This window comes from Pandoraea terrigena (assembly GCF_902459705.1).
Classification (GTDB): Bacteria; Pseudomonadota; Gammaproteobacteria; order Burkholderiales; family Burkholderiaceae; genus Pandoraea; species Pandoraea terrigena.
Window position 1 is genome coordinate 132,089 of the sequence record NZ_CABPRU010000012.1, and the last position, 23,785, is coordinate 155,873.

Genomic DNA, 23,785 nt, shown 5'->3' on the forward strand with positions numbered 1-23,785 from the left:
TTGCTGGACAAACGTCGAATCGACGCCTATTATACGCATCGCGTACACCTCCCTGCCGACCCGACCATGAGTGCACAGCAGACTTTCCTGCGCGACGCGATGCGTCGCCTGAACATGACCCGCGACAGCTTCGCCGAGCGCATCGGCGTTCGCCGGCGCGCCCTCGACACCTGGCTGCTGCCGGAGGACTCGAGCGAATATCGCACGATGCCCAGCATCGTGGAGAAATTCGTCGGCGAGATCCTCGGTCGCGAAGCGCCGTCCGCCGAATCTACGCAAAGCGCACACAAGCCGCTGCGCGAACGCATGGGCCTCGACGGCAAGCCGCATCTCATCTCGGTCGACCAGTTCTCGCGCGATTCGCTCGAAGCCTTGTTCCACGTCGCCGATATCATGCAACCGATAGCGCGCCGGCAGAAGATCTCGCGCGTGCTCGAAGGCGCGGTGCTAGGCAATTTGTTCTTCGAAGCCAGCACGCGTACCCGCGTAAGTTTCGGCGCGGCCTTCTGCCGCCTGGGCGGCTCGGTGTGCGACACGACCGGCTTCACGTTTTCATCGATGGCCAAGGGCGAATCGATCTACGACACGAGCCGTGTCATGAGCGGGTACGTCGATGCGCTCGTCGTGCGTCACCCCGAAAAGGGCTCGGTCGCCGAATTTGCCCGTGCCACGAACATCCCTGTGATCAACGGCGGCGACGGCCCGGGCGAACACCCGAGCCAGGCGATTCTCGATCTGTACACGATCGGCCGCGAATTCTCGCGCCTGGGCAAGCTGGTCGACGGCGCCCACGTCGCGATGGTCGGCGACCTGCGCTATGGCCGCACGGTGCACTCGCTCATCAAGTTGCTCGCGTTGTACCGCGGCCTGAAGTTCACGCTGATCTCGCCGCCGTCGCTGGAAATGCCGGCGTACATCCTCGATCAAATCTCGCAGAACGGTCATGTGATCGCGCAGAGCCACTCGCTGGCCGATCTGAACGGTGCCGACGTCGTCTACGCCACGCGCATCCAGAAGGAACGCTTTGCCGACGAGGCCATCGAGGGCTACACGCCGGACTTCCAGATCAACGAAGCGCTGATCAATCAGCACTGCGACGCCCGCACGATCATCATGCACCCGCTGCCGCGTGACAGCCGGCCGGGCGCCAACGATCTGTCGACGGACCTGAATCACGATCCGCGTCTGGCAATCTTCCGCCAGACGGACAACGGCATTCCGGTGCGCATGGCGATCTTCGCGATCCTGCTCGGCGTGGACAAGCAGGTGCAGCACAGCATGCGCGACGCCGCATGGCGCTCGCCCTCGCACATCGGCCCGGACGACGCGCTGTTCGACGGTCTGGACTGATCGATCGGCGCCCGCTCGGCCAGCATTCGGATAACGCCGAGCCGCGCATCAGCCAATCCCGATATTGCACTGCCCCCAAGGATTTTTCGCGGGGGCAGTCCGTCTTTACGAGTAAAATTGCGTCCATCTCGAATCGGTACGCTTTTTTGCTTTCCCGGAGGCCCACATGCGGCGCAAGACCCTTACCCAATATCTCATCGAACAGCAGCGGGAGTTCGACAACATTCCTGCCGAGCTGCGCTTGCTGATCGAAGTGGTCGCGCGCGCGTGCAAGTCGATCAGCCATGCCGTGTCCAAGGGCGCGCTTGGCGGCGTGCTGGGCAGCGCCGGCAGCGAGAACGTGCAGGGCGAAGTGCAGAAGAAGCTCGACGTGATCTCCAACGAGATCATGCTGGAAGCGAACGAATGGGGCGGGCATCTGGCGGCGATGGCGTCGGAAGAGATGGAAGACGTTTTCCACATTCCGAATCGTTATCCGCAGGGTGAATACCTGTTGATGTTCGATCCGCTCGACGGCTCGTCGAACATCGACGTGAATGTGTCGATCGGCACGATTTTCTCGGTGCTGCGTTGCCCGGAGGGCGTGACGGATCCGACGGAAAAGGACTTCCTGCAACCCGGCACGCAACAGGTCGCCGCCGGTTATGCGGTGTATGGGCCGCAAACGGTGCTGGTGCTGACGACGGGGCACGGCGTGAACTGCTTCACGCTCGATCGCGAGATGGGGTCGTGGGTGCTCACGCAGGAAGGCATGCGCATTCCGGAAGACACCAGGGAGTTCGCCATCAACATGTCGAACGAGCGTCATTGGTATGCGCCGGTGCAGCGTTACATCCATGAGCTGCGGCAGGGCAAGGAAGGCGTGCGCGGCAAGGACTTCAACATGCGCTGGATCGCCTCGATGGTGGCGGACGTGCATCGCATTCTGACGCGCGGTGGCGTGTTCATGTACCCGGCCGACAAGCGCGATCCGGACAAGCCGGGCAAGCTGCGCATCATGTATGAAGCCAACCCGATGAGCTTGCTGGTCGAGCAGGCGGGCGGCGCGGCGACGAACGGCGTGCAGCGCATCCTTGAGATTCAACCGCAGAAGCTGCATGAGCGCGTGGCCGTCATCCTCGGCTCGAAAAATGAAGTCGAGCGCGTGACGCGCTATCACCACGAAGCGGGCGCGAAATAAGGCGGAATGAGGCCGAATCATTGTCGTTGCGAAGGCCGCGTGGTGCGAGCGCGCGATTGGGAAAAATGCTTCGCGACGACGAAAGCGCGGAATGTCTGAAATTTCAAAGATTTACGCGTGACTCACGCAGAGACGGCAAGAAATCTTTGGAAAAAGTAGTGACAAACCCGCAAAGTCTGCTATTATCTCACTTCTTCGCAGCGCCGGAGTAGCTCAGTCGGTAGAGCAGCTCATTCGTAATGAGAAGGTCGGGGGTTCGATTCCTCTCTCCGGCACCAGCGACTTGAATCGTTGGATGCAGTGAAGTCCTAAAAACCCGCTACAGCAAAGGCTTAGCGGGTTTTTTGTTGTCTTGCGAGGTACCATGCAATGCCCCCTAATCTCAATCAATCTGGGGGCATTTTTGGGGGCATAACTGAGCCTCTCGCGACCGATGCCCCCCCCCCTGTCGCCGGCTGCGCTTGCTGCAACCAGCGAGAAGTCGCTCGCCAACCGCCTGATCAGGCTCGCCCCCGCGCATGGGCAAGGGCCTCGCGGCCGAAATTGTTCAGGCCCTGAGCGGCAAGATTCAACAAGGCAAACGCCACAACCAAGCGCTCATCGCCCTGGCCAGGCGTCGCTGTGACATCATGTTTTCCATGCTGCGCGACGGCACCATTTATCAACCGAAGTCCACCCTGACGACGGCGTGCCTGGCACATTACAGTTCTTGTCATGCTGACTGCTCGCCGCTACGCAAATTTGGAACAACCCGGTGGAGGAGTCGAATTGCGGCGATCAGGACAAAGCATTGCTGGCGCGCACCAAACCTGGATAGACGACTCAGATCAGCACTTTGAGTCCTGTGGACAGCAATACCAATGCAAGGGCCACCTGCAGCCATCGGCCCGGCATTCTTCCCGCCAACCGACTGCCAACAATAACCGCCGGAATCGAGCCAACCAGTAGACTGGCGAGCATTCGCCAATCCACGGCACCGGCAAGCAAATACCCGGTACCGGCGACGACCGCCAATGGAATGGCATGAACGAGATCCGTGGCGATCAAACGATGCGGTGTCATGCGGAGCGGATATAGATTCATCAACATGACAGTACCCAAAGCACCGGCGCCAACGGAAGTGAGCGCGACGCACACACCCAGCGTCGCGCCGACCAGCACCGTCAGCGTGGGCTGCATCGCCTTGAACCGATCAGGATTGCTCAGTCGTCGGCTACGCGCCGCTGCGAATAGACGAGGTGCGAAAATCAGGCCAAAGGCAGTCAGCATCACCACCCCAATAACAATGTTGGTGAGCCATTCGGCCTTGACAACCACCCCACCTGCACTCACCAGCAAGACCACACCAAGTGAAACGGGCAAACTGCCCACCCACAATCGCTTCACCACCTGCCAATCCACCTGGCCCGCACGGTAATGGATCCGAGCACCGACCAACTTTGTGATGGCAGCGAACCAAAGGTCTGTCGCAATTGCCGTGGTCGGAGCGACGCCAAAGATGAGGAGCAAGATGGGAGTCATGAGCGCCCCACCACCAATTCCGGTCACTCCGACAACGAAGCCCGTGACCGCCCCCGCCAGGACGAAAGTCGCTTCGATCACAGCCGCCTCAAATCCGAGAGTGAGACGGAAACCGCAATCGGCGAGACAAAACGGGGGGACAACTCGGCCATCGCCTGAGGATGCTCATCTGCATTTGGCTCCACGACCGCATGACTGCGCCCAGCAGCTTTGCCAATCGAGAGGGCAGAAGGCCCCGAAAACACCTCCCCGGCTAACCTGACAATTTGAGTCCGACGTCCTGTCATGATCTGGGCTGCTTGTCGCATTATGGTGAATTGGTGGATTATACTCATCAAGAAGTGCCTAATAATAGAAAAGCACAAAGGAATTCCATTCAATTGAATATTGAGACAACGCGCATGACGACTTCTGTCATCTTCGGCCTTGATGCAAACCGGGTCTGGGACACCGAAACAGCCTTCCAACATCTGCAATCACTGGGCGAGGTCAGTACCAAGCGCACAGCGGAGCGACGCCTGCGCGACTTGGGTGTTCTCGCCGGGGAGCTTAAGGAGGATGTTCTGGAAGACGAACTAGGTCGGCCGGCGAACAACCTCGTGCTTGCCTGGGCGTTGGACAAATCCCGAAGCAAGCGCAAGCTCCCCCTCTTCGCGCAACTGCACGAAATGCCGAATGGCGTCACCAGCCTCCAAGCCAATGACGCACGTGGCGCCGTTTACTGGATTCCTATCGTCGATGCGCCCCTCGGCACCGCGATATTGCTTGCAGCCTTACAGCGCATTCAGCAACACGTAGGCAAAGAGGTTGCCGTTTTCCCTCACGGCGAACTTGTCCGCTGGCTGCGCGAAGTGACCTCTACGCAATGGGTCACGCTCACGCCCAACGCCTACATGCCGATTGTGGCACCGCTCCAGAGCGCAATAGCGCCAAGGCACTTCGCAGCAACACCGCACCTTAGGCGCCTGGAGGCTGAGAGCATCCATATTATTCGCGAGGCGGTCGCAGAAGCGGACAACCCCGCGATGCTTTACTCCATCGGCAAAGACAGCTCGGTGATGCTGCATCTTGCGCGCAAGGCCTTCCATCCGGCGCCGCCGCCCTTTCCGCTCCTGCATGTCGACACGCGATGGAAATTCCAGGAAATGTACTTGTTCCGTGATCGCCTGGCCGAAGTCAGTCGCCAGGATCTGTTGGTGCATGTCAACCCCGAGGCCATTGCCAAGGGCATTAATCCATTTGATCACGGGTCTGCACTTCACACGAATATCACGAAGACAGAAGGGCTTAAACAAGCATTGGACAAATATAAGTTCGATGTCGTTTTCGGCGGCGCACGACGCGACGAGGAAAAGTCTCGAGCCAAAGAGCGCATTTTTTCGTTTCGTACGCAAACGCACCGTTGGGACCCAAAGCACCAGCGTCCCGAGCTATGGAATTTGTACAACACCCAAAAGAGCCGCGGCGAAAGCATCCGCGCCTTCCCGCTGTCAAACTGGACTGAACTCGATATCTGGCAATACATCCTTCAGGAAAATATCCCAATTGTGCCGCTGTATTTCGCGAAGGTACGCCCCGTGGTTGTGCGCGATGGCACCCTCCTTCTCGTCGACGACAATCGCTTCCGCCTACTGCCCGGCGAAGAGATTACAGAGAAAATGGTCCGCTTCCGCACACTTGGCTGCTATCCACTCACCGGCGCAATCGAATCGAATGCCAAGTCGGTACCTGAAATCATTCTCGAACTCATCAATACTCGCACTTCGGAACGGCAAGGTCGGGCGATCGACAGTGACAGTAACGCCAGCATGGAAAAGAAAAAACAAGAGGGGTACTTCTGATGAGCCGCATGCCAAACAAATCTCAGGACAAGCTGCGCCTGCCAAGGCAAATCGACCAAGTCGGCACCATCGAAGCCTTCCTTGCACAACAGCGCGACCAAGATCTGCTTCGGTTTATAACCTGCGGCAGTGTCGACGATGGGAAGAGTACGCTGATCGGTCGACTGCTATGGGAGGCGCAGCAACTCTTCGACGACCAGATCGTCACGTTGCGCTCAGAATCCAAGAAGTATGGGACACAAGGTGACGAGGTCGATTTTGCCCTACTGGTTGACGGCTTGGCGGCCGAGCGAGAACAGGGAATCACCATCGATGTGGCCTATCGCTTCTTTGGCACCAGCAAGCGGAAATTTATCGTGGCTGACACTCCCGGGCACGAGCAATATACGCGCAATATGGTCACCGGCGCATCCAACGCCGATGTCGCAGTCCTACTGGTGGATGCAAGAAACGGCCTACTCACACAGACACGACGTCACGCATTCCTCGTATCCCTATTGGGGATCCGCCACGTGGCCCTGGCCATCAATAAAATGGACCTGGTGGGATTCAAGGCCGAGACCTTCCATGAGATCCGAGAAGCCTTCGATGCCTTCGCCAAACCGCTTGGCTTTGCGTCGATTTCCGCAATCCCTCTGAGCGCGCTGAGAGGCGACAACATCACCGAGCGCTCCTCGCAAACCCCTTGGTACAACGGCCCCACGTTGCTGGGATACCTGGAAAGCGTCACGGTGTCACCGCAGCATACGGATCGTTTCGCATTTCCGGTGCAGTGGGTCAACCGGCCAGACTCAAATTTCAGGGGCTTTTGCGGCACGATCGCCGGAGGAAGTGTGCGGGTCGGTGAAGAAATTCGCGTGACGGCATCCGGGCACAAGGCAATCGTCTCCGAAATCATATCCATGGACGGCTCGCTTGACGTGGCGACAAGCGGCGACGCAGTGACACTTCGACTCGATCGGGAAATCGATGTTTCGCGTGGCGATGTGATCTCGTCAAGCCAATCCCCCTTGGAGACCACAGACCAATTCGAAGCCACACTGGTCTGGATGCATGAGGACGCAGGCCTCACCGGCCGCAGTTACGATATAAAACTGTCCACCCAATGGGCATCGGCATCGATTACGACAATCAAGCATCGCATCGACATCAATACCGCCTCCCACCAAGCCAGTAAGAATCTTGCGCTCAACGATATCTCGACGTGCAATATCGCGACGAGCAAACCACTGGTCTTTGACACCTACGACAACTCCCCCGCGCTCGGCAGCTTCATTCTTATCGACCGCTTTAGTCACACCACCGTCGCGGCAGGGATGATTCGCCATAGCCTGCGCCGAGCGGAAAACGTCCATAGGCAACCGCTGTCGATTGCGCGTGTCGATCGAGAGAAACTGAACGGACACTCAGGCAGGGTCATCTGGTTTACCGGGTTGTCCGGTTCCGGCAAATCAACGCTCGCCAACGCACTGGAAATCGCACTCCATCAACGAGGGATGCGGACATACCTCCTTGACGGCGACAACGTGCGGCAGGGGTTGAACAAGGATCTGGGCTTCACCGAAGGTGATCGCGTAGAGAACATTCGACGTATTGCCGAAGTCGCAAAGTTAATGATGGACGCCGGCATGATCGTGATGACCGCGTTCATCTCGCCGTTTAAACGCGAACGTGAAATGGCTCGCGAGCTGATTGGGGCGGAAAATTTTCTTGAGGTATACGTAAACACCCCGCTCTCCGTGTGCGAAGCGAGAGATCCGAAGGGCTTGTACAAGAAAGCTCGTTCGGGCCAAATCCCCAACATGACTGGGATCAATAGCCCCTACGAACCCCCGGAGCACCCGCAACTCATCGTGGGAGGTCAGGATCAACCCACTGAATACGCGGTTGAAACGATTACAAAAACGCTCCTCGAACTCGCCTGATTGCAGGCCACCTTTGTATCGCCGGCTCGATTCGCTCGGGCAGCCGCCCGGAACTTGTTAGTACGGCGCTATGCAATGGGCTATGTCGGAGAACATCGAGACTGCGTTTTCATTACAACGAAGTGCGTACGCATTCGAGTTTGCAGTACCTAACCCTGGGCAGAATTTCCCCGGGCCAGGCTAGCGAAGAAGGTAGTTCAACCACCGGTGCCGTGAATCTCCAGGCACCAGTGGTATGAAAAACCAGTCAGGTCACTGGCGAGCGCCAGAAACGGGAAAATCTCCGCGTGAGTTGGATGTCGTCAAGAGTGCAAGTGTCTTTTCCGCAATCTCAACGACCTCCGATTCGCGCAGATCGGGGTAAAGGGGCAATCGTACCAATCTTGCCGACATACTTTCGGTAACTTGCATGCCCGAGGCCACGCGGCCAAACCGCCTTCCGGCGTCAGACGAGTGAAGCGGAACATAGTGAAAGACGGCGCTAATCCCACTTGCCTTCAGGCCAGCAAGTACCCGCTCCTGCTCTTCAGGATCGCGTGTTATGACGTGGAACAAGTGAGCGTTATGGGTAATGCCCTCGGCAACAAAGGGGAGCCCGATCGATTCATCATGCCCCAAACTCTCACGAAACATCTTATGGTATCGATTCCAGATCGCTAAACGACGACTGTTGATCTCATCAACACTCCGAAGTTGAGCATACAAAAAGGCGGCCACGAGTTCGCTGGGCAGATATGAAGAGCCAACATCGACCCAAGTGTACTTATCAACCTCACCACGAAAAAATCGGGAGCGGTTCGTGCCTTTTTCACGGATGATTTCTGCGCGCTCCATGAACCTTGGATTATTGATGACAAGCGCGCCACCTTCGCCGGAGACGATATTCTTGGTCTCGTGAAAACTGAATGCAGCCAAATCGCCGATCGTCCCGAGTTTCCGTCCGCGGTAATCGCTACCCAGCGCTTGCGCCGCATCCTCGATCACCATCAAGCCATGACGCTTCGCGATGTCCATGATCACGTCCATCTCACAAGCGACACCCGCGTAGTGCACGGGAACGATAGCCTTGGTCCTCGGCGTAATCGCAGATTCGATCAAATTTTCGTCGATATTAAGCGTATCTTTACGAATATCAACGAAAACCGGAATCCCACCACGCAGAACGAAGGCGTTCGCGGTGGAAACAAAGGTGTACGAGGGCATGATCACCTCATCACCAGGCTGAATATCTGCAAGCAACGCAGCCATTTCCAAAGCCGCGGTGCAAGAATGGGTTAGCAGAACGCCGGCGGGACCACCCAGGTAATTGACGAGAAATTCAGAGCATCTTTTCGTGTACTCTCCATCTCCGGCAAGGCGCCCCCGCTCAAGCACATCCTGCAAATACTCCAGTTCCGAACCGGCCAGACAAGGAAAATTGAAACGAATCATTCTGACGCTCCGATATCCTTGGACCACTGAATATTATCGACAATCCGGTAAGCATTCGCCATCGCAAGCAAGCCTATCGTCGTCCCCGGTAAAGACGGGAATACCGACGTATCTACTATATGAACACGCTTCCAGGCGTGAATCCTACCCAAGGTATCAGTCTCCAAGTTGTCAACCCTTTCCGATCTCATAGGAAGCGTCCCCCCGACATGATAGGCGCCACTGTTCAGTTTTGCGAATGGAAATAGCGGCAGGCAACCAATCCGCAAAAACAGCTTTAGCAGTCTGATGGCAGATGCCCACATCACCTTCGTCTGAGGGAACGACTTCCGTTGAACCGAATGAAGCGGATTGCCAATCTCCTGATCTGCTGCGGTCGCAACACTCAACTCGTAAGTCCCCGCGTGGTCGGAATGATAGTTTACCAACAGCAGAAAAGTGTGTTCCGCGATGAAGCGCTTAACGCGGCTGACGATGCTTTTTTTCTCGGCCGACACGCCGAGCTTTTGCATCAGCAGTTCATTTTCAGTTGAGATTTGCACGTGCACCCAGTGCTCAAGTCCCTTGCCTTTTAGTTCGAGGAAAAGACCCGGCTGAGTATTGCAGTGTGGCCAGTTTATCGGCAATCGTTGCAAGCTAAACACCGGCAGTACGAAGCCGCCGCGGCTCTTGAGTTGCACTTTCCTATTGAACTCGCCCAACGAATTGAGGACAATCCTGGCGCTGTTCACAGCCCCCGCCGCGACAAACACCCGATCAAAGCCTCGCGTACGTAGCTCCCCGCCGGCATCAAAATAGCGGACCGAAACATGCTCCCCCTCTTCGGCAAGCCCATCGACCAAACACCCCGGGACGTATTCGATCTCATTCCTCTCGTGCAGGGCCAGGATATCGCGTGCAGCCTTGTAAATGGAACCGTAAACGCAACCAGACATGCATTGACCACAATACCTGCAGCCCGCCCCTTCGCTGCCAGTTTCGGCGTCTACCAGTAGTCTGGCCTGCCCAAAGATAGTCTCCCCCTCCTTCAGCACCTTCGCCTTATGTAGCGCCCTCAGCAGTTTTTCTGAAGCCTGGCTAAGCTGTAGAGGTACCGCATTGCGCGATGAAAGCGGGAAATTCAAACTCAGCGCGTCATCGGCAGCGGAATATGGCACGTCTGCGAGGACTATTTCACAGTACTTTTGCAGCTCATCCGCACCAACCGGCCAGTCAGACAGATCGCAGGACTGAGGAGGTAGCGCTGCGGCCCCCCATCCGCTACTGAGTCCTCCGAGCGCGTAACTGAACGGAGGGACATTCCCTGTCGCCTTGACAGGGGCTTCAGCTCGCGATGCGCCATAAAAATAGTCTGAGCCGAATACCAGCTTCTTAGGGATAGAAGAGCCATCCCTTAGCGTGTGGTTCTCATTCAGCCACTTCCTGTCCGCTGGCGTCCACGCCACGGGCGACGTAGCCGCCAATGCCACAACCCTCTTTTCGCGGTCCTGATCCAGCTCCTCCCCCCAATCGAACACGGTCGGCCGAATGCCCAGGTTCCTCAGTGCCTTGATCGCACCAACCGCCGCAAGGCCGCTGCCAATGATCGCGACGCTCATGGTGTCCAGATCGGGGTTAGCCTTCTTTTGCATGCCCACGCTCTTGAAAATAGCCGTTCACAGCCATGACAATTCGCCGCATATCCGATTGACTGAGGTGTGGGAAACAGGGGATGAATATCCCATTTCTATAAATACGTTGCGCTGTTTGCAAGTCGGCACGATTCGGATAATCTTTTAATGCGCAAACCAGTTCCAAGCTTGAAGTCGCGCTGTCAATACCTCGTTTCGCAAAGTAAGCTTGAGCTTCAAGTGCATTGGACACTGGAAGAATCAACTGCCAGTAAACATTGCGCGATTCCTGAGTAGTCTTTGGGAAATCATCAATTTCACAAGACGCTTTCAGAAACTCGACATTTGCCACTCTCGCGGCGTCCTGAGCAATAACGCCCTTGATCTGCTCAATGCCGATCTGCGCTTGTACCGATGTATACCGACAAAACCATAGAAGCGGCAGCGTCGCAAGCCGTCCTTTGTCGCGATGCCCGGTTTGCTTGAGAGCAGCCTCCGGATTTCGCTGGCGAATGAGTTGCAGTACCGGAAACGTCAGAAAGGAGAACACCGGCTCGCTGGTTGCAACGTTACGTATGAGATTGACCCAGGCCTTCTTGATCAACGCCGTCCTACGCGCAGGCATCAATCCAGCCTGCGCATTCCTCAGTCGGTCGTGAACGACTTGGTCATCTGTGATCGCAAGCCCGCCTCCCAGTGTATCCAGGGTCTTGATCGACGAAGCGCTGTAAATCCCAACATCACCAAAAGTCCCGACACGCTTGTTGTCGTATCGACCGTTCAAGCATTGCGAAAAATCCTCGATAACGAAAACACCATTCGCCTTGAGCAGAGCCACCATAGCGGATACATCGGGAACCAAGCCGAACAGCGGCGTGATGATCGCTACCTTGACGTTTGGATTGAGCTTCTCGCGCAGCTGATCCAGTCGGAAATTGATCGTCTCAACATCCAAATCCACATATACGGGCGTGAGGCCAAGATCCACGACAACATCGACAATCCCCTTGATCGTGATTGGAGGCAGAATGACTTCAGCCCCCTTAGGCAAATCCAGGGCCTTCAGAACAAAGTAAATTGCAGTTCTCGCAAACGGGAACGCAACACAGTACTTACGCTCGCAATAACTGGCGAAGATATTCTCAAACTCTATAACTTTCTCCTTCCGATGAAGTGGAGCAAGCATAGAAGCCAGAAAATAACGAACGCTATCTGTCACCTTGTGATAGATAACGCCTCTGGGTATTTTTTTTAAAAAAGAATTCATTTCATCTTTTTTCATCAAAAGATCATGGTCTTTTTTCATTCAAGACCAACAGAAAAACATCCGATAGCCCGAAGATGCTCTTTTTTCGAATAATCGAACCATACTTCATAAGCAATCCAATTTCGGCCTGCGGAGAAATTTTCGTTGCCGAATGAGCATTGGGCCTACCCAGGAGATATTTTCCGATCTTATTCATCCATCCCTGCCGGCTGATTCCGACAACCAGCTTTATTTTTCGATTTCTATCGATTAATTCAATCAATAATTTCTCGAGGCTCGCCTCATCAAAACTATAAAATACCTGATTCGCCACAAGCACATCAAACTCAACGCTCCGCCAATCGGGGACGTCGCTTAATTCCGGGATGATGTCGTATCCAACCACTCCATCCTTCAGCAACCGTTTCAACTCCCCGTTCCCGCAGCCGAAATCCAATGTTATCAGACCTGGCTTATTTAACTCGCCGATGCGAACAATCTGATTTAACAAGTGCCGAAAATAGAATCCTGCCACTCCGGAGTAACTTGTCACCCCTTTCATCCTACCCCCTTTTGACAATCAAAATCTTCCCAGTCTCAGCAGAATTAATTTACCAATAATCTTAAATTATTGTCTGTCATCACTTCTATTTCGCCCCGCGACGATTCTACGGAGAAACGCGCTTATGCGCTCCGTACTTACCGCATCAATTGCGTAACTTATCGGCCCACAAAGCACAATCGATACACTTAACGCCAAGTACGCCATTATCGCGATCACATAAGAATTTTCGTGGCTATATCCCCAATACCCCAACAGGTACGTAAACACCCCTTCGCGCAGGCCAACGCCCTGAACAGTAATGGGTATGAGACGGATCAGTTCCACCAAAGTCGCTACCGCGGCCAACTGGGCCCAGGAAACAGAAATGCCAAATCCATGGGCAATCACTTGGATGGAGGCAATCCATGAGAATATCCCAAGAAAGGTAATCCCCAGCATTGGCAACGCGCCTGTTGTGGTCAGCAGACTAAAGACGACAACGATCCAGCGCTCGAAGGCCATGAATCGTCGCCCGCCTTTGACAACGTGCAAGATGGCGATCGTACAACGCATCAAAGGCTTGGCAACAATGGGAAGTCCGAGAGCAACGATTGCAATCATGGCGCCATAGATGTACGGATTCTCTATCCAAACCGTACGAAATCCGGATTGGATCAGCAGGTAGATATAGGCGATGGTAAATACCAATATGTATCCATAGAATCCGATAATCCGTTCACGCAATAACAGCTTCACCAAATCTGCACTCGAAAGAGAAGGCCGCCTCAATCTCACCAGACGATAAGCGTCTCCCCCAAGGTTTGCAGGCGTAAACGTGTTTAAGAAGTTGGCCCTGAAATAGATTGAGAGTTGCGATCGGAATGAAAGATGTACCTGGGAAACGGACAATCTATGCCAGCGGAACCCCAGAATGAAGACGGTAAGGATATTAATGCAAATCGCGATCACGAAGCTCGCCAACGACCCTTCTTTGAGAGTTCGAAGCATCGAATGAAAATCCAAAAGCGACACGGCAAAAACAACAAGCGCGACGCTAACCAGAAATTTCAACGCCTGCTTCATATTTCCTCGTTACATTGAATTTTTTTGTGATGCTCCCGCCAAACATTTATATCTCGCTGAAGAAACTCCTCCAATCGCAAGATACTATCCTGATAGTCTGCTACCAACCCCCGAAAAGCCCGACCTTCATTTCCCTTCGGCACAGTGGCCGAATTGAATACCCTATGCAATGCCTCGGGTACAACGGTGTCGTCCAATTCGAGCCAACGGTACAGCAGTTGCACTTCCTGTAGATTACCTACGATCTCTTCGAAAATGACGACGCGAATCTGCTTGGCGTCAAACACCTCCAGATAGCTCTCGATATAATCAATATAGTTTCCGCGCCGGCGGTAGGCGAACGGTGACACTGAGGTGGAGAATTTTGCGCCGCTCAGTCGCTCGGGCTCGGCAGCCAGAGCAGCAGCGAAAGAAAGATCTTCTATTTTGTGCTCGACACTAAAGCGATAATTTGAATAAGCCCTCAACACAGGATCACGCAAAATCATCAAAATTCTAGCGTCAGGATAAAATTGTTTTATTTTTTTTGCGACGTCGGGCTTCTCGATATACGAGGTGCTCTTTTCGCCAAAATAAACTGTTCGTGCCTCACAGTCCGTGAAGTATTCACGTTCGTAATACTCCCGCCCCTTCAATACCAATTCGTCATTCAGGAAGAATTTCGGCTCTGGGCGAACTGGACGCGCCATACTCACGCATGGATGTTCGTCCAATAACTGATACAAGTAGGTGGAACCCGAACGCTGTGCACCGACGATAAACAGATTTTTCATTGACGCACGGTCTCCCTGACCTCATAGCTACGCTGCGCCCCTAATTCACGCAGAATCCTGCCAAGATACTCTCCCATAACACTCAACAGAAGAATTAAAATCCCGTTAAAGAAGGAAAGCAGCACTGCTAACGACGCCCACCCCGGAGCTCTTGTCCCGTTAGCTATTGCATCGATTAGAAAATAAAAACCGAGCACAAACCCAACCGCGGAAATGACAAATCCCAATGCAGCGCAACAACGCAGCGGGAGCACCGAATGATTAAATAAAATCGATGCAACCAATCGCAAAATTCGTCTCACCGTATAGTTGCTTTTACCTTCGGCTCTCGGTTGATGGCGAACCAATACATTACGCCGATGTCCAGAGTACTTGAGAACGAGTCCGGGAATATATGGCGCATATGAATTGTCACGGCAAACACGGTCGACAACGTCCCTTCGAATGATTCTGAAATTTGTCAAAACCAAATCATCACCTACGTCGAACACTTTTCGGTTAAGCCATCCGACGAATTGACTACCCATTCGGCGCACAATCGAATGCCGTTTTGCCTCGAATTTCCCGATTACAAGATCATATTCATCGCGCACAGCATCAATTAGTTTTCCGATCTCTTCTGGCGGATTCTGCAGATCATCGTCCATCGTGATGACGTAATCGCCTTTTGACTCCCGAAAACCACATAGATTTGCACTATGCTGTCCGTAATTCTTTAGCAAGTTTATTGAAACAATTTCACTATATTTAAGAGCGAGGTCGCATATTACGGACCAACTATTGTCCTTGCTACCGTCGTTCACAAGAACGATCTCAAACGATTCTTCCGCAGTCAGAAAATATTCGCGAACTTGCCTTACGGTTTCGGCGACAATGCCGGAACTATTATAAACCGGTATAACAACGCTATATAATTTACCCATAGTTCATCATCGTTCATTTTTTTAAAAATCGATGAATCATCCCCCTCGACCCATCATAACAACACGCCACAAATCAATTACAAAATAGCGCCATCGCCAATAAAATCGATCTCAAAAAAAATCATTCAACGAAATCAACAACTCAGCTTTAATTCCAGAGTTTCAGCATCCCCCACAAACCCCGTCGCTGTGCGGCAAGGTGATGTTCGCGCGTAAAGCTCGTGGATAGGACGCGTTTGCAATCTTACGGCGAAGGCAAATGAGAGGCGTAGCCAACATGCCTGTCGCCAGGTGTATCCGCAAAGGGCGTGAAATCGGCTCAGGTGTGAGCGGCGACGACGACACATCATGACGTTGACAGTGTCGACGATGTGTACGGTCCGAAATAGCGTCACGCAACGATTACCCCGCGTCGCACCCAACCTGCAATTCAGCCGCGCAAAGGAGTGACGCCATGCCCCGACGAGACGCCCGGCGAGGGAACCGCCCCACATGACGACTCGCGCGCGGCCGCAGTCCATCCGTATCGCTCGAATCACAGATCCCCCCTTACCTTCACATTCGATTCGTGCAGCAATGCGGCGATCATTGTATCAAGCCTCATTTCGTTACGGCACAACAAGGCTAACAGATGGCCGCGGCCGCTTACACGCGCCGCGGCTTGTGGTTTCCTCATTTCGCAGGCTACCCGAATGCCCCATAAGCACTACGCTGATTCAGGCTCCCACACCGACGCTACTCAGCCGCTCGTTTAGCGCGCGCCTCCTCAAAAAAAGCAACGCGCACAAGAGCCACACAAAATAAGGCAAGGCCAACATGAAAATCGTGAAATAAGGCCTGAAAACAAATTCAACCGTATGGGTACCTCCCACGGGAATCCAGACCCCTTGAAAGATCAAATTCGTCGAAATCAACTCCACCGGCTTTCCATCTATATAAGCGCGCCACCCCGCATAACTTACATTATTAAACACCAGCAACGCCGGGGAGTTCGTCACCACGGTCATTTTCGCCGAATTTGGATAAATACTGATTTTATCTATGCGTCCACTCTTGGCATCCGCATATGCGGTTCCATGATAATTCGCGGCGTCCACAATTGGATAAAGAGGAGACAATGATATCTGCTGACCGAGCGCTTCTGCGTACGCGTTATCACTCGGAAAATCGCGCCGGTTCAATTTTTTATCGACTCGCTCACCCTGAGCGAAAAATGCGATCTTGGATAAAAATGCATCATTCTTCACATACCAGTAAATTGGATTACTTAAATGATTATAGCCATGCGCAAATGGTACTTTCTCCAGCAACCAGCCTTCATCATCAAATACATAGTCATGTGCGGTTGAAAGTTTACGGAAATTTTCAGTAATTTCAACATTCACCTTTCGCCTTGCCATTTTATCGACATATCCAGATGCATCCGGAATCCTCGAGTAGTTATGGGTCGGAATTGTTTTAGACATCTCGAGAAACGAAAGCGCACTCGCGCAAACCAGCCCCATTAGCAATACATTTCTTAACAGCCGATCGGATACTACGTTCATCAGCCAGAAGAGAAAAGCAATTTCAGCCACAACGTGGTACTGCTCAATCGGCGTGTCTAGGGCAATGAAAATAGCAGCAATTGGAACCAACACCAAGCAAATCCGCGAGGCCGCCTGACGGAAAGTAGCACTTGCTGACAGAGCATTCAACTTCAAGACCGCAAGCATGCAAAGTGCTATCGAACAGTAGTACCCGCCTACAAACCACCAGCGATTTGCTTTAAGTACAGGAACTAGCGCGATAATATTATGAATACCGTAGCGATTACCGGTTGAATAAAGCAATGCAACGAAAAGCAATATCAACCAGAAATTCTGACCTGAAAACACCTTTCTTGTCCAGGGTGTCGCCAACACGACAATCCACAGGACCCAGCCGGCACCATAGGGCCAGGCAGCTTGTATGTCTGCCATCCAAATCGGATCATTCGCCGCAATGCGGGGATCGATCGCAGCCACCACAGCATGAAAAATTGAGTTATAAGAAAAATTTGCCGTAGGAGATAGACTGCGCAATCTTGGATCAGGCGCAACAAAATCTCCATGAAATTTTTCATAATAGCTACTGAGATTGATAATGCCCGGCAATATCAATCCCGCATACAGGACTCCAATGACCAAAAAAAACAATCCAACGTTTAATATACCTCTCCGCAAAACGATTCTCTGTTCGGCGCTTGCCCCCCTCACGCGAGATAGGTATATGCCACCGGCAAACAGAAAGGCAATAATCAGGTTGACAATGTTCAGCCACAGATATCCTGAAGCGATATACAAAACAAAACATACCGCCTGGAAAATAACAACGTATGCACGGCGCGAGTTACCTTGAATAAAGTTCAAACAACCGAGCAACAACCAGGGCAGCGAGCCAAATGAAAAAACAAAAACCATTTGCCCGGGAATGGGGAGCTGAACAGTGAGATCAAACGCGGCAGCACCGAATAATGCCACTACTCGCCCCGCGCCTTGGGCTCGAAACAGAGAATATGCTCCCAAGGCACCGACAAGCATTGCGGCTTGGATCATAAATTCATAGGATTGCAGGGGATTAATCACCCATGCAATCACTATAAATATCAACTGAAACGGCGTGTACAAGCCCACATTATTGAAGCTCGGAAAAAAATTCCCAGACTGAATAAAATGAGTCCACAGTGGAACACTTCCACTTCTGAGTGCATCGCTAAAATACACGAAATTCACAAAACTCCAGTCGTGCGTATCCCACCCCGTATAACTCTTCCCAAATATGTTTGCATTAAAAAATGTAAAATGCAAAAGCAAGAAGAATATTACAATTGCAACACTTCCAAAGTCCAATGAATTGCAACATTTCCAGCCATAAGACCTCTGGTATTTAGAAATTTTCATCTCCATATTTAAGCATTTTCTATAAATCTAGCGTGAAGACAGGGGACTCTTGCGATCTGTTATTCGAGCGATATCGATCAACTGCGGCTTGGCGAGATTCGTCACGCGTCTCAGCCCCCTAATGCGGATCGCCGCTCGGGCCTACGCGCCGGTACGTGAGATTCTCGCCCGGCGACCACTGCCGCGACCGGAAACGCCGCAACACCTCGCATGCATCGACGATCGATGACCCGGCGCGTCTGTTTTGCAAGCGTAAAGCGATCGGCGCCGTGCTTTGCTATATGGGCCATGGACTGAACAATCACCGGCACGGCTTGGTGGTCAACGCACCGGCCACGTTGGCGAACGGGGTCGCTGAGCGTGATGCGGCGGCCGAAATGCTTGCCGATGCCGCCGACGTGGCGTCGACGCCCATCAGGGTCCGCGCTGACAAGAACTATGACACGACGAGCTTCGTAGCAAGCTGTGGCGCCTACCGTACTACTCCGCCTGTGGCGCAGAACAGCGCGCGTCAGCGCGGCTCGGCCATCAATGGCTGGACGACACGCTGGCTCGGCTACGAGATAAGGCGACCGAAACGCAGAGGGTTCGAACAAGCGTTTGGATGGGGCAAAATGACCGGTCGCGCTCGGTAGGCGATATATCGAGGCCGTAAGCGGGTCGAACCGCTGTTTCCGCTTGTGCATGCAGCGTACGGCTTGATGCGCATGCGAACGCTGGCCTACGGTACGGCGTAGCGGCAGAATCCCGGTCGACGGCGACATTACCTTTGTCTCAGAATGAAAGAAATGGAGCGACCATCGCTCGCGAAGTCTCGAACATCGTTCACGTTCGAAAGACGGCGTTATGACGACGCCTGGAATTTCACCGGCCTGCTAGGCAACGTACAGCGCCCTTCAAGCACACTTCACATGCCCGCTCATCCGCATCGCGAGTCCGCAGCCTGTTCGCGGCCGGCGTGGCGAACTCAGTTCGCGATTGTACTTTCAATTCGCGCTTCATCACCCGCCGGCGCCTCAGAACATCAAGCCTTCGACCGCGCTTGCCGAGTCGACGGCAGTTGGTGCGTTTCAGGTATCCGCGCTCGGATCGCGTAGAAACCTGTTCGACGAGAGAGCGCCTTCACATGATGCTTGTTATTCTGGCGATCTGATTCGTTTCGGAACAGAAGCCCGTCCGTTTCGAGCGCAGTCGGAGCCGCGCGCTTAGCTGCATCCCCGACGGCGACGCGCAGGAAGGCTTGCGCCTTGTCGGGCGGACAGATTTCGTTGATTTCTTTTGCTAAAAACGTTGCGAATCAACGCAGGTAAATAGCATTGCCATCTCATTCGTCATGAGACGGTCGGGGGTCGATACCTCTCTCCACACCAGCGACTTCTTAGTTCCGTGGTCATGCAAGCAAGACAACGTCTTTAGCAGGCAACAAGAAAGCCGCCCGCATCTGACGCGCGACATCCCCGCCGCTCAGCGCTTCTCTTGGGCGCCATCGATCCCGGTATCGATCGCACCGCCCACCGCATTATCGTTCGCCCCGTCTTCGTCTTCCGCCGTCCGCGCCATCCATGCGTGATAGCCCGCCACGCCCATCTGCCGCATGAGGGCTTCGTTGCGCTCGAAGATCGCCTCGGCCTCGGGGAACGCTTCGACCGCGCGATCGATGCTCGACTCCCGCAGCAAGTGCCATATCGGATACGGCGAGCGGTTCGTGTAGTTCTCCACGTCGCCCGGGGACGTACCTTCGAATTGATACTCCGGGTGAAAGCTCGCAATCTGCAATTCGCCGTCGAGATGCAACAGCTTGAGCATGCGCTGCGCGAAGAACAAGGCGTCGTTGTACTCGTGAAAATCGAGCAGCGCACCCGGCATGATCAGCAGCGTCGTGTCCACGGCTTGCGGATCGGCCTCCGCCAGCCACTGCAACTCGCGTTCGAGATCGCGCAACGCGCCCTCGGTATCGCGCGCCGCGCTCACGACATAGCGAATCTGCCCCTTGACGTGCACCGCCTTCGCGAACGGGCAAAGATTCAGCCCGATCACCGCACGCGTGAGCCAATGGCGGGTCGCCGCTATCACGGCCTCAGTGGCCGGCGCTTCCCCCGAGGGGCGCGTGGCGTCAGCGGCTGGAAGAGTCTTCTCCGTCATACAAGCCCTTGGCGATGAATCATGAAGATTGCATTGTAATTCCCACCGCTCCCAGCCCGCGTGCCCGCCACCGATAATCCCTGGGCACGAATGCCAAAACCAAACACCGGCATATGCGCCACCATGCGGCTTTTCCACCGCCACGCGCCCAACGACTATGCCCGGTCCGTCGCCCATCCCCTCTCCCGCCGCCAGCACGCCAGAACGCCTTTCGCCCGCCCCGGCCCCTGCCGGCAACGACGCTGAGCGCCGCATCTACAACAGCGATACGGCACCGTTGGCGGCCATGACACTAAGCCAGTTGCTCGACGCCCAGAAGTCGCGCGACTATTGGACCCACGACATCTGGCGTGCTCTGGTCGACCCGCAAACCTACGCAAGTCGCGAGTTGCGGCTCGCTTGCGAAAGCGCCTGCCCCAACGGACCGTTGTTCCTTCAGATGGCGACGCTGCTTACCACGCCCGAGGAGGAGCGCACACTGGATCGATTGATTGACGTAGGCATCTTCGTCTTGCCGGAACGCGCCCGGCAACTACGCGCCGACGACGCCGCCCTGTTGCGAAGCGATGAAGGGCTGAAACTCTGGTTGCAATATGCCGCATCACCGACCTGCTATCAGAGTGTGTTCGACGGCTCCGACGTCTTCGGCGAAGCCACTACCAAAAGCCGCGCACGCATCGACAAGATCCTCCGCGTGCTGGTAGCGGTCGGGCGCGACGCGACCGACGCCACGCCAGCGAATCCGACCGCCACGACACCTCGCAATCCCCTCGCGCATTTGTGCAGCCAGACCGCCCCGCAATGGCTGCGCCGACTGTTCCAACTCGGCGCGTGCCCCGAGCAGATGAACGACCAGGGCATGCCGCTGACGGTCGTCGCCATGCGCGCGCAGGCGCTTCGCCTGTACACCGCCGATCACGATCCGCTCGATGCCCACGACTCGCTGCACCAGCTCGCACAACTGCTCAGGCGCCAAGGCGCCGATCTCGCGCAATCGAATCGAGACGGCATGCCCGCGCCGGCATTGCTCACGTTCCACGGGCTCGGCGGCGCCGCCGAAGCCTTGCTCGCCGCCGGGGCCGACCCGAACGTGCCCGACCGGAACGGCAACACACTGATGCACCATCTCGCGTACGTCGTTCGCTTGCAAGACGACCCGGCAAGCATCGACTGCGCGTGCCTCGCGCGTCATGCCCTCGTCGTCGCATCCTGCTATGACGGCGACATGACCCGCCCCAACCACGCGGGACAAACGCCGCGTTCGTGGATCCCCGAACCCTTGCCCGCCGCCCCGCAATTCGGCGATCCGAGCCTCGACGCCGTCAGAACCACCGCACGCCGACGGATTCGCGCACTTATCTAACTCGTCCAGCGCATCCACCGGGCCGAGATCCGCCGTCATCCCGCCCACCTGCCGGCCCGGCGGCTATCGCCATGCCCTGCGACGCCGAGCGTCTCGCGCCTGCGGTTCGACGCACCGCGCTACCCTCTGCCCTCGTATGGCCCATCGCTCACATTTTTCACGCACCCATTTCCGAAATGCCTCAATCCCCACTGGCGGCGGCGCCCGCTTATGCTGGCGCCCCGTGTCCGAGCCCCGCGCCGCAGTGCAATAGTGCCGACGGCCGCCCCGACGGTTCAGCCGTCACTGATCCATCCCCGGCCCTGCCCGAAATGACGCTCGGGCGCCTGCTGGACGCCAAACGTCATGCGCAATGCACGCCGGAGCAGGCATGGGAAATATTGATGAACCTGAACACGACGGCGGGTCGCGAGCTACGTGACAGTTGCCTGATTGGCGGCGCGTCCCGCCCCGAGGAAATGGCCTTTTCGATGGCCACGCTGTTCTGCATGTCGGCGCAGGAGCGCTCCCTTGCCAAACTCGACGACGCCGGCATCTTCATTGACCGCACGCGCCGCGAGCAGTTATGTCCCGAGGACGCCGCCTTGCTATTGAGCGACGAAGGACTGCAGCTTTGGCTCCGCTTTGCCGCGTCACCATCGGCCTACCTCAACGTGTTTGTCGATTCGATCCTGAATGCCCCCGCCCCCACCGAACCGACGGGAACACTCGCTGCGGCGCTCCGGGTGCTGGTCGCCAGCGGCCGCGACACGACCAACGACGTCGCGGCGTCTGAAGTGCCCGGCAATGTCCACGCGCCGCTCTCGCATGTGTGCAGCCAAGTCGCCCCCGAATGGTTGCCTTCACTGCTGCGCTTCGGCGCCGACGCCAATCAGCGCACCGCCAGCGGTGTGCCACTGGTGGCCACCGCACTGGCGGCCCAGGCCCAACGCCTTTACCTCGAAGGCCATGATTTGCTCGTCCCGCATGTGTCGTTTCGCCAACTCGGCGCGACGTTGCAGTCACACGGGGCCGACCTGTCGCTGCGCTCTCGCACAGGGTCTCCGCCCGTCATGCTGCTCGCGCTGAACGGCTATTGCGCAGCGGCAGAAGCGCTGCTTTCGCTTGGCGCGTGTTGCCTTAACGCCGACCGCAACGGCAACACGCTCATGCACTATCTCGCGGCAGTCACCCATCTCAGGCAGCACGCCGTCTCTGCCTTTTTCCTGCTCAACCTCGCATTGCGATTCGGCGGCAATCCCGACGAACCCAACCGTGAAGGCACGACACCGCGCGCGCTGCTACGCGACGGCCTCGCGCAGTACCTGCGGCTCAACCAGACAATGATTGCGCAGACACGCGAGCGGGCAAGGCGTGGCGTGTCGGCCGCCACGCCGCCGAGCGCACCGAACGCCGACCGCCATGTGCCGCCCTTCGTCGCCGCCTTGGCCGCCGAGGCGCATCGCCTCAACGCACAGGGGCACGACCCGCTGCTTCCTCACGAATCGCTCTTTCAATTGGGGATGTCCTTTCAGCGCGACGGCGCCGATCTCGCACAACCGCACGCTGACGGTACCCTCCCTGTGCTGTGGCTAGCGCGGCAGGGATACTGCGGCGCCGCGGAAGTCCTGCTCGCGCTCCACCCGAATGCCAACGTCGGCGGGCCAGGCGGCAATACGCTCATGCACGCCCTGGCAGGCGCAACACGCATGCGTGAGAGCGCCATTCTCGCCGACTACATGCTCACCACCGCACTGCGGTATGGCGGGGATCCCACCCGGCCCAACCGATCCGGGGATACGGCGCTCTCCTTTCTGTCGGCCGAGCGCACCCGATTTGTGCGCGCCAGCTTCGCGTTCGTTACCGAGACGCGCAACAGCGCACAACAGAAGGCCACCCAGCGCCGGTAGCGCGCGCCCGATCATCGGTCGCCCCCGCCGTCGCTCTGCGTCG

The 23,785-nt window shown here is 55.6% G+C and carries 16 protein-coding genes, 1 tRNA gene and 1 pseudogene; 8 read left to right on the forward strand and 10 right to left on the reverse strand.

What is annotated here, in order from left to right; genetic code table 11:
- The first annotated feature begins 66 nt into the window (after nt 1-66).
- The 3 genes from PTE31013_RS20415 to PTE31013_RS20425 all read left to right on the forward strand — a co-directional run bounded on the left by PTE31013_RS20415 (nt 67) and on the right by PTE31013_RS20425 (nt 2,808).
- Complete coding sequence (locus tag PTE31013_RS20415; RefSeq protein ID WP_150614462.1) at nt 67-1,350, forward strand: aspartate carbamoyltransferase; 1,284 nt, start codon at nt 67-69, stop codon at nt 1,348-1,350.
- A gap of 166 nt (nt 1,351-1,516) precedes the next feature.
- A complete protein-coding gene (locus tag PTE31013_RS20420; protein ID WP_150614463.1) occupies nt 1,517-2,530 on the forward strand; it encodes a class 1 fructose-bisphosphatase in 1,014 nt (337 codons plus the stop codon).
- Nucleotides 2,531-2,732: 202 nt separating this feature from the next.
- A tRNA-Thr gene (locus PTE31013_RS20425) sits at nt 2,733-2,808 on the forward strand.
- Nucleotides 2,809-3,352: 544 nt separating this feature from the next.
- Here the strand turns inward: PTE31013_RS20425 and PTE31013_RS20435 are convergent.
- Nucleotides 3,353-4,132: a sulfite exporter TauE/SafE family protein gene (locus PTE31013_RS20435; RefSeq protein ID WP_150614465.1), complete on the reverse strand. Its 780-nt coding sequence runs from the start codon at nt 4,130-4,132 to the stop codon at nt 3,353-3,355.
- 812 nt (nt 4,133-4,944) lie between these two features.
- Here PTE31013_RS20435 and cysD point away from each other — a divergent pair.
- Nucleotides 4,945-5,892: a sulfate adenylyltransferase subunit CysD gene (cysD, locus tag PTE31013_RS20440; RefSeq protein ID WP_217426250.1), complete on the forward strand. Its 948-nt coding sequence runs from the start codon at nt 4,945-4,947 to the stop codon at nt 5,890-5,892.
- 8 nt (nt 5,893-5,900) lie between these two features.
- Nucleotides 5,901-7,817 carry a sulfate adenylyltransferase subunit CysN gene (cysN, locus tag PTE31013_RS20445; RefSeq protein WP_150614517.1) on the forward strand — a complete coding sequence of 639 codons (1,917 nt, stop codon included), beginning with the start codon at nt 5,901-5,903 and terminating at the stop codon, nt 7,815-7,817.
- 252 nt (nt 7,818-8,069) lie between these two features.
- Here the strand turns inward: cysN and rffA are convergent, their stop codons facing one another.
- The 8 genes from rffA to PTE31013_RS20485 all read right to left on the reverse strand — a co-directional run bounded on the left by rffA (nt 8,070) and on the right by PTE31013_RS20485 (nt 18,354).
- Complete coding sequence (gene rffA, locus PTE31013_RS20450) at nt 8,070-9,248, reverse strand: dTDP-4-amino-4,6-dideoxygalactose transaminase (RefSeq protein ID WP_150614467.1); 1,179 nt, start codon at nt 9,246-9,248, stop codon at nt 8,070-8,072.
- Nucleotides 9,245-10,879 (reverse strand): GMC oxidoreductase, encoded by a 1,635-nt coding sequence (locus PTE31013_RS20455; RefSeq protein ID WP_150614468.1) that lies wholly within the window; start codon nt 10,877-10,879, stop codon nt 9,245-9,247. The genes rffA and PTE31013_RS20455 overlap by 4 nt, the downstream gene beginning before the upstream one ends.
- Complete coding sequence (locus PTE31013_RS20460; protein ID WP_150614469.1) at nt 10,863-12,164, reverse strand: DegT/DnrJ/EryC1/StrS family aminotransferase; 1,302 nt, start codon at nt 12,162-12,164, stop codon at nt 10,863-10,865. The genes PTE31013_RS20455 and PTE31013_RS20460 overlap by 17 nt, the downstream gene beginning before the upstream one ends.
- A complete protein-coding gene (locus PTE31013_RS20465) occupies nt 12,148-12,666 on the reverse strand; it encodes a class I SAM-dependent methyltransferase (RefSeq protein WP_150614470.1) in 519 nt (172 codons plus the stop codon). The genes PTE31013_RS20460 and PTE31013_RS20465 overlap by 17 nt, the downstream gene beginning before the upstream one ends.
- Nucleotides 12,667-12,732: 66 nt before the next feature.
- The gene (locus tag PTE31013_RS20470; RefSeq protein ID WP_150614471.1) at nt 12,733-13,731 is read right to left on the reverse strand and encodes a lysylphosphatidylglycerol synthase transmembrane domain-containing protein; all 999 of its coding nucleotides are present in this window, start codon (nt 13,729-13,731) and stop codon (nt 12,733-12,735) included.
- A complete protein-coding gene (locus PTE31013_RS20475) occupies nt 13,728-14,504 on the reverse strand; it encodes a sulfotransferase family protein (RefSeq protein ID WP_150614472.1) in 777 nt (258 codons plus the stop codon). The genes PTE31013_RS20470 and PTE31013_RS20475 overlap by 4 nt, the downstream gene beginning before the upstream one ends.
- Nucleotides 14,501-15,427 (reverse strand): glycosyltransferase family 2 protein, encoded by a 927-nt coding sequence (locus PTE31013_RS20480; RefSeq protein WP_150614473.1) that lies wholly within the window; start codon nt 15,425-15,427, stop codon nt 14,501-14,503. The genes PTE31013_RS20475 and PTE31013_RS20480 overlap by 4 nt, the downstream gene beginning before the upstream one ends.
- A 716-nt stretch (nt 15,428-16,143) precedes the next feature.
- Nucleotides 16,144-18,354, reverse strand: a complete 2,211-nt coding sequence (locus PTE31013_RS20485) for a glycosyltransferase family protein (protein ID WP_150614474.1) — start codon at nt 18,352-18,354, stop codon at nt 16,144-16,146.
- Nucleotides 18,355-18,539: 185 nt separating this feature from the next.
- On the opposite strand from PTE31013_RS20485, the pseudogene PTE31013_RS20490 reads away from it, so the two are divergent.
- A pseudogene (locus tag PTE31013_RS20490) lies at nt 18,540-19,085 on the forward strand (transposase); the annotation flags it as partial.
- A 727-nt stretch (nt 19,086-19,812) separates the two neighbouring features.
- Here PTE31013_RS20490 and PTE31013_RS20495 read toward each other — a convergent pair.
- Nucleotides 19,813-20,490, reverse strand: coding sequence for a DUF1415 domain-containing protein (locus PTE31013_RS20495; protein ID WP_246174762.1), 678 nt, complete (start codon nt 20,488-20,490; stop codon nt 19,813-19,815).
- 157 nt (nt 20,491-20,647) lie between these two features.
- Between PTE31013_RS20495 and PTE31013_RS20500 the strand changes: the two genes are divergently transcribed.
- Entirely contained in the window at nt 20,648-21,853 is a 1,206-nt protein-coding gene (locus PTE31013_RS20500) for a hypothetical protein (RefSeq protein WP_150614476.1), read from the forward strand.
- A 383-nt stretch (nt 21,854-22,236) separates the two neighbouring features.
- Complete coding sequence (locus PTE31013_RS20505; protein ID WP_150614477.1) at nt 22,237-23,742, forward strand: ankyrin repeat domain-containing protein; 1,506 nt, start codon at nt 22,237-22,239, stop codon at nt 23,740-23,742.
- The last annotated feature ends 43 nt before the right edge of the window (nt 23,743-23,785 follow it).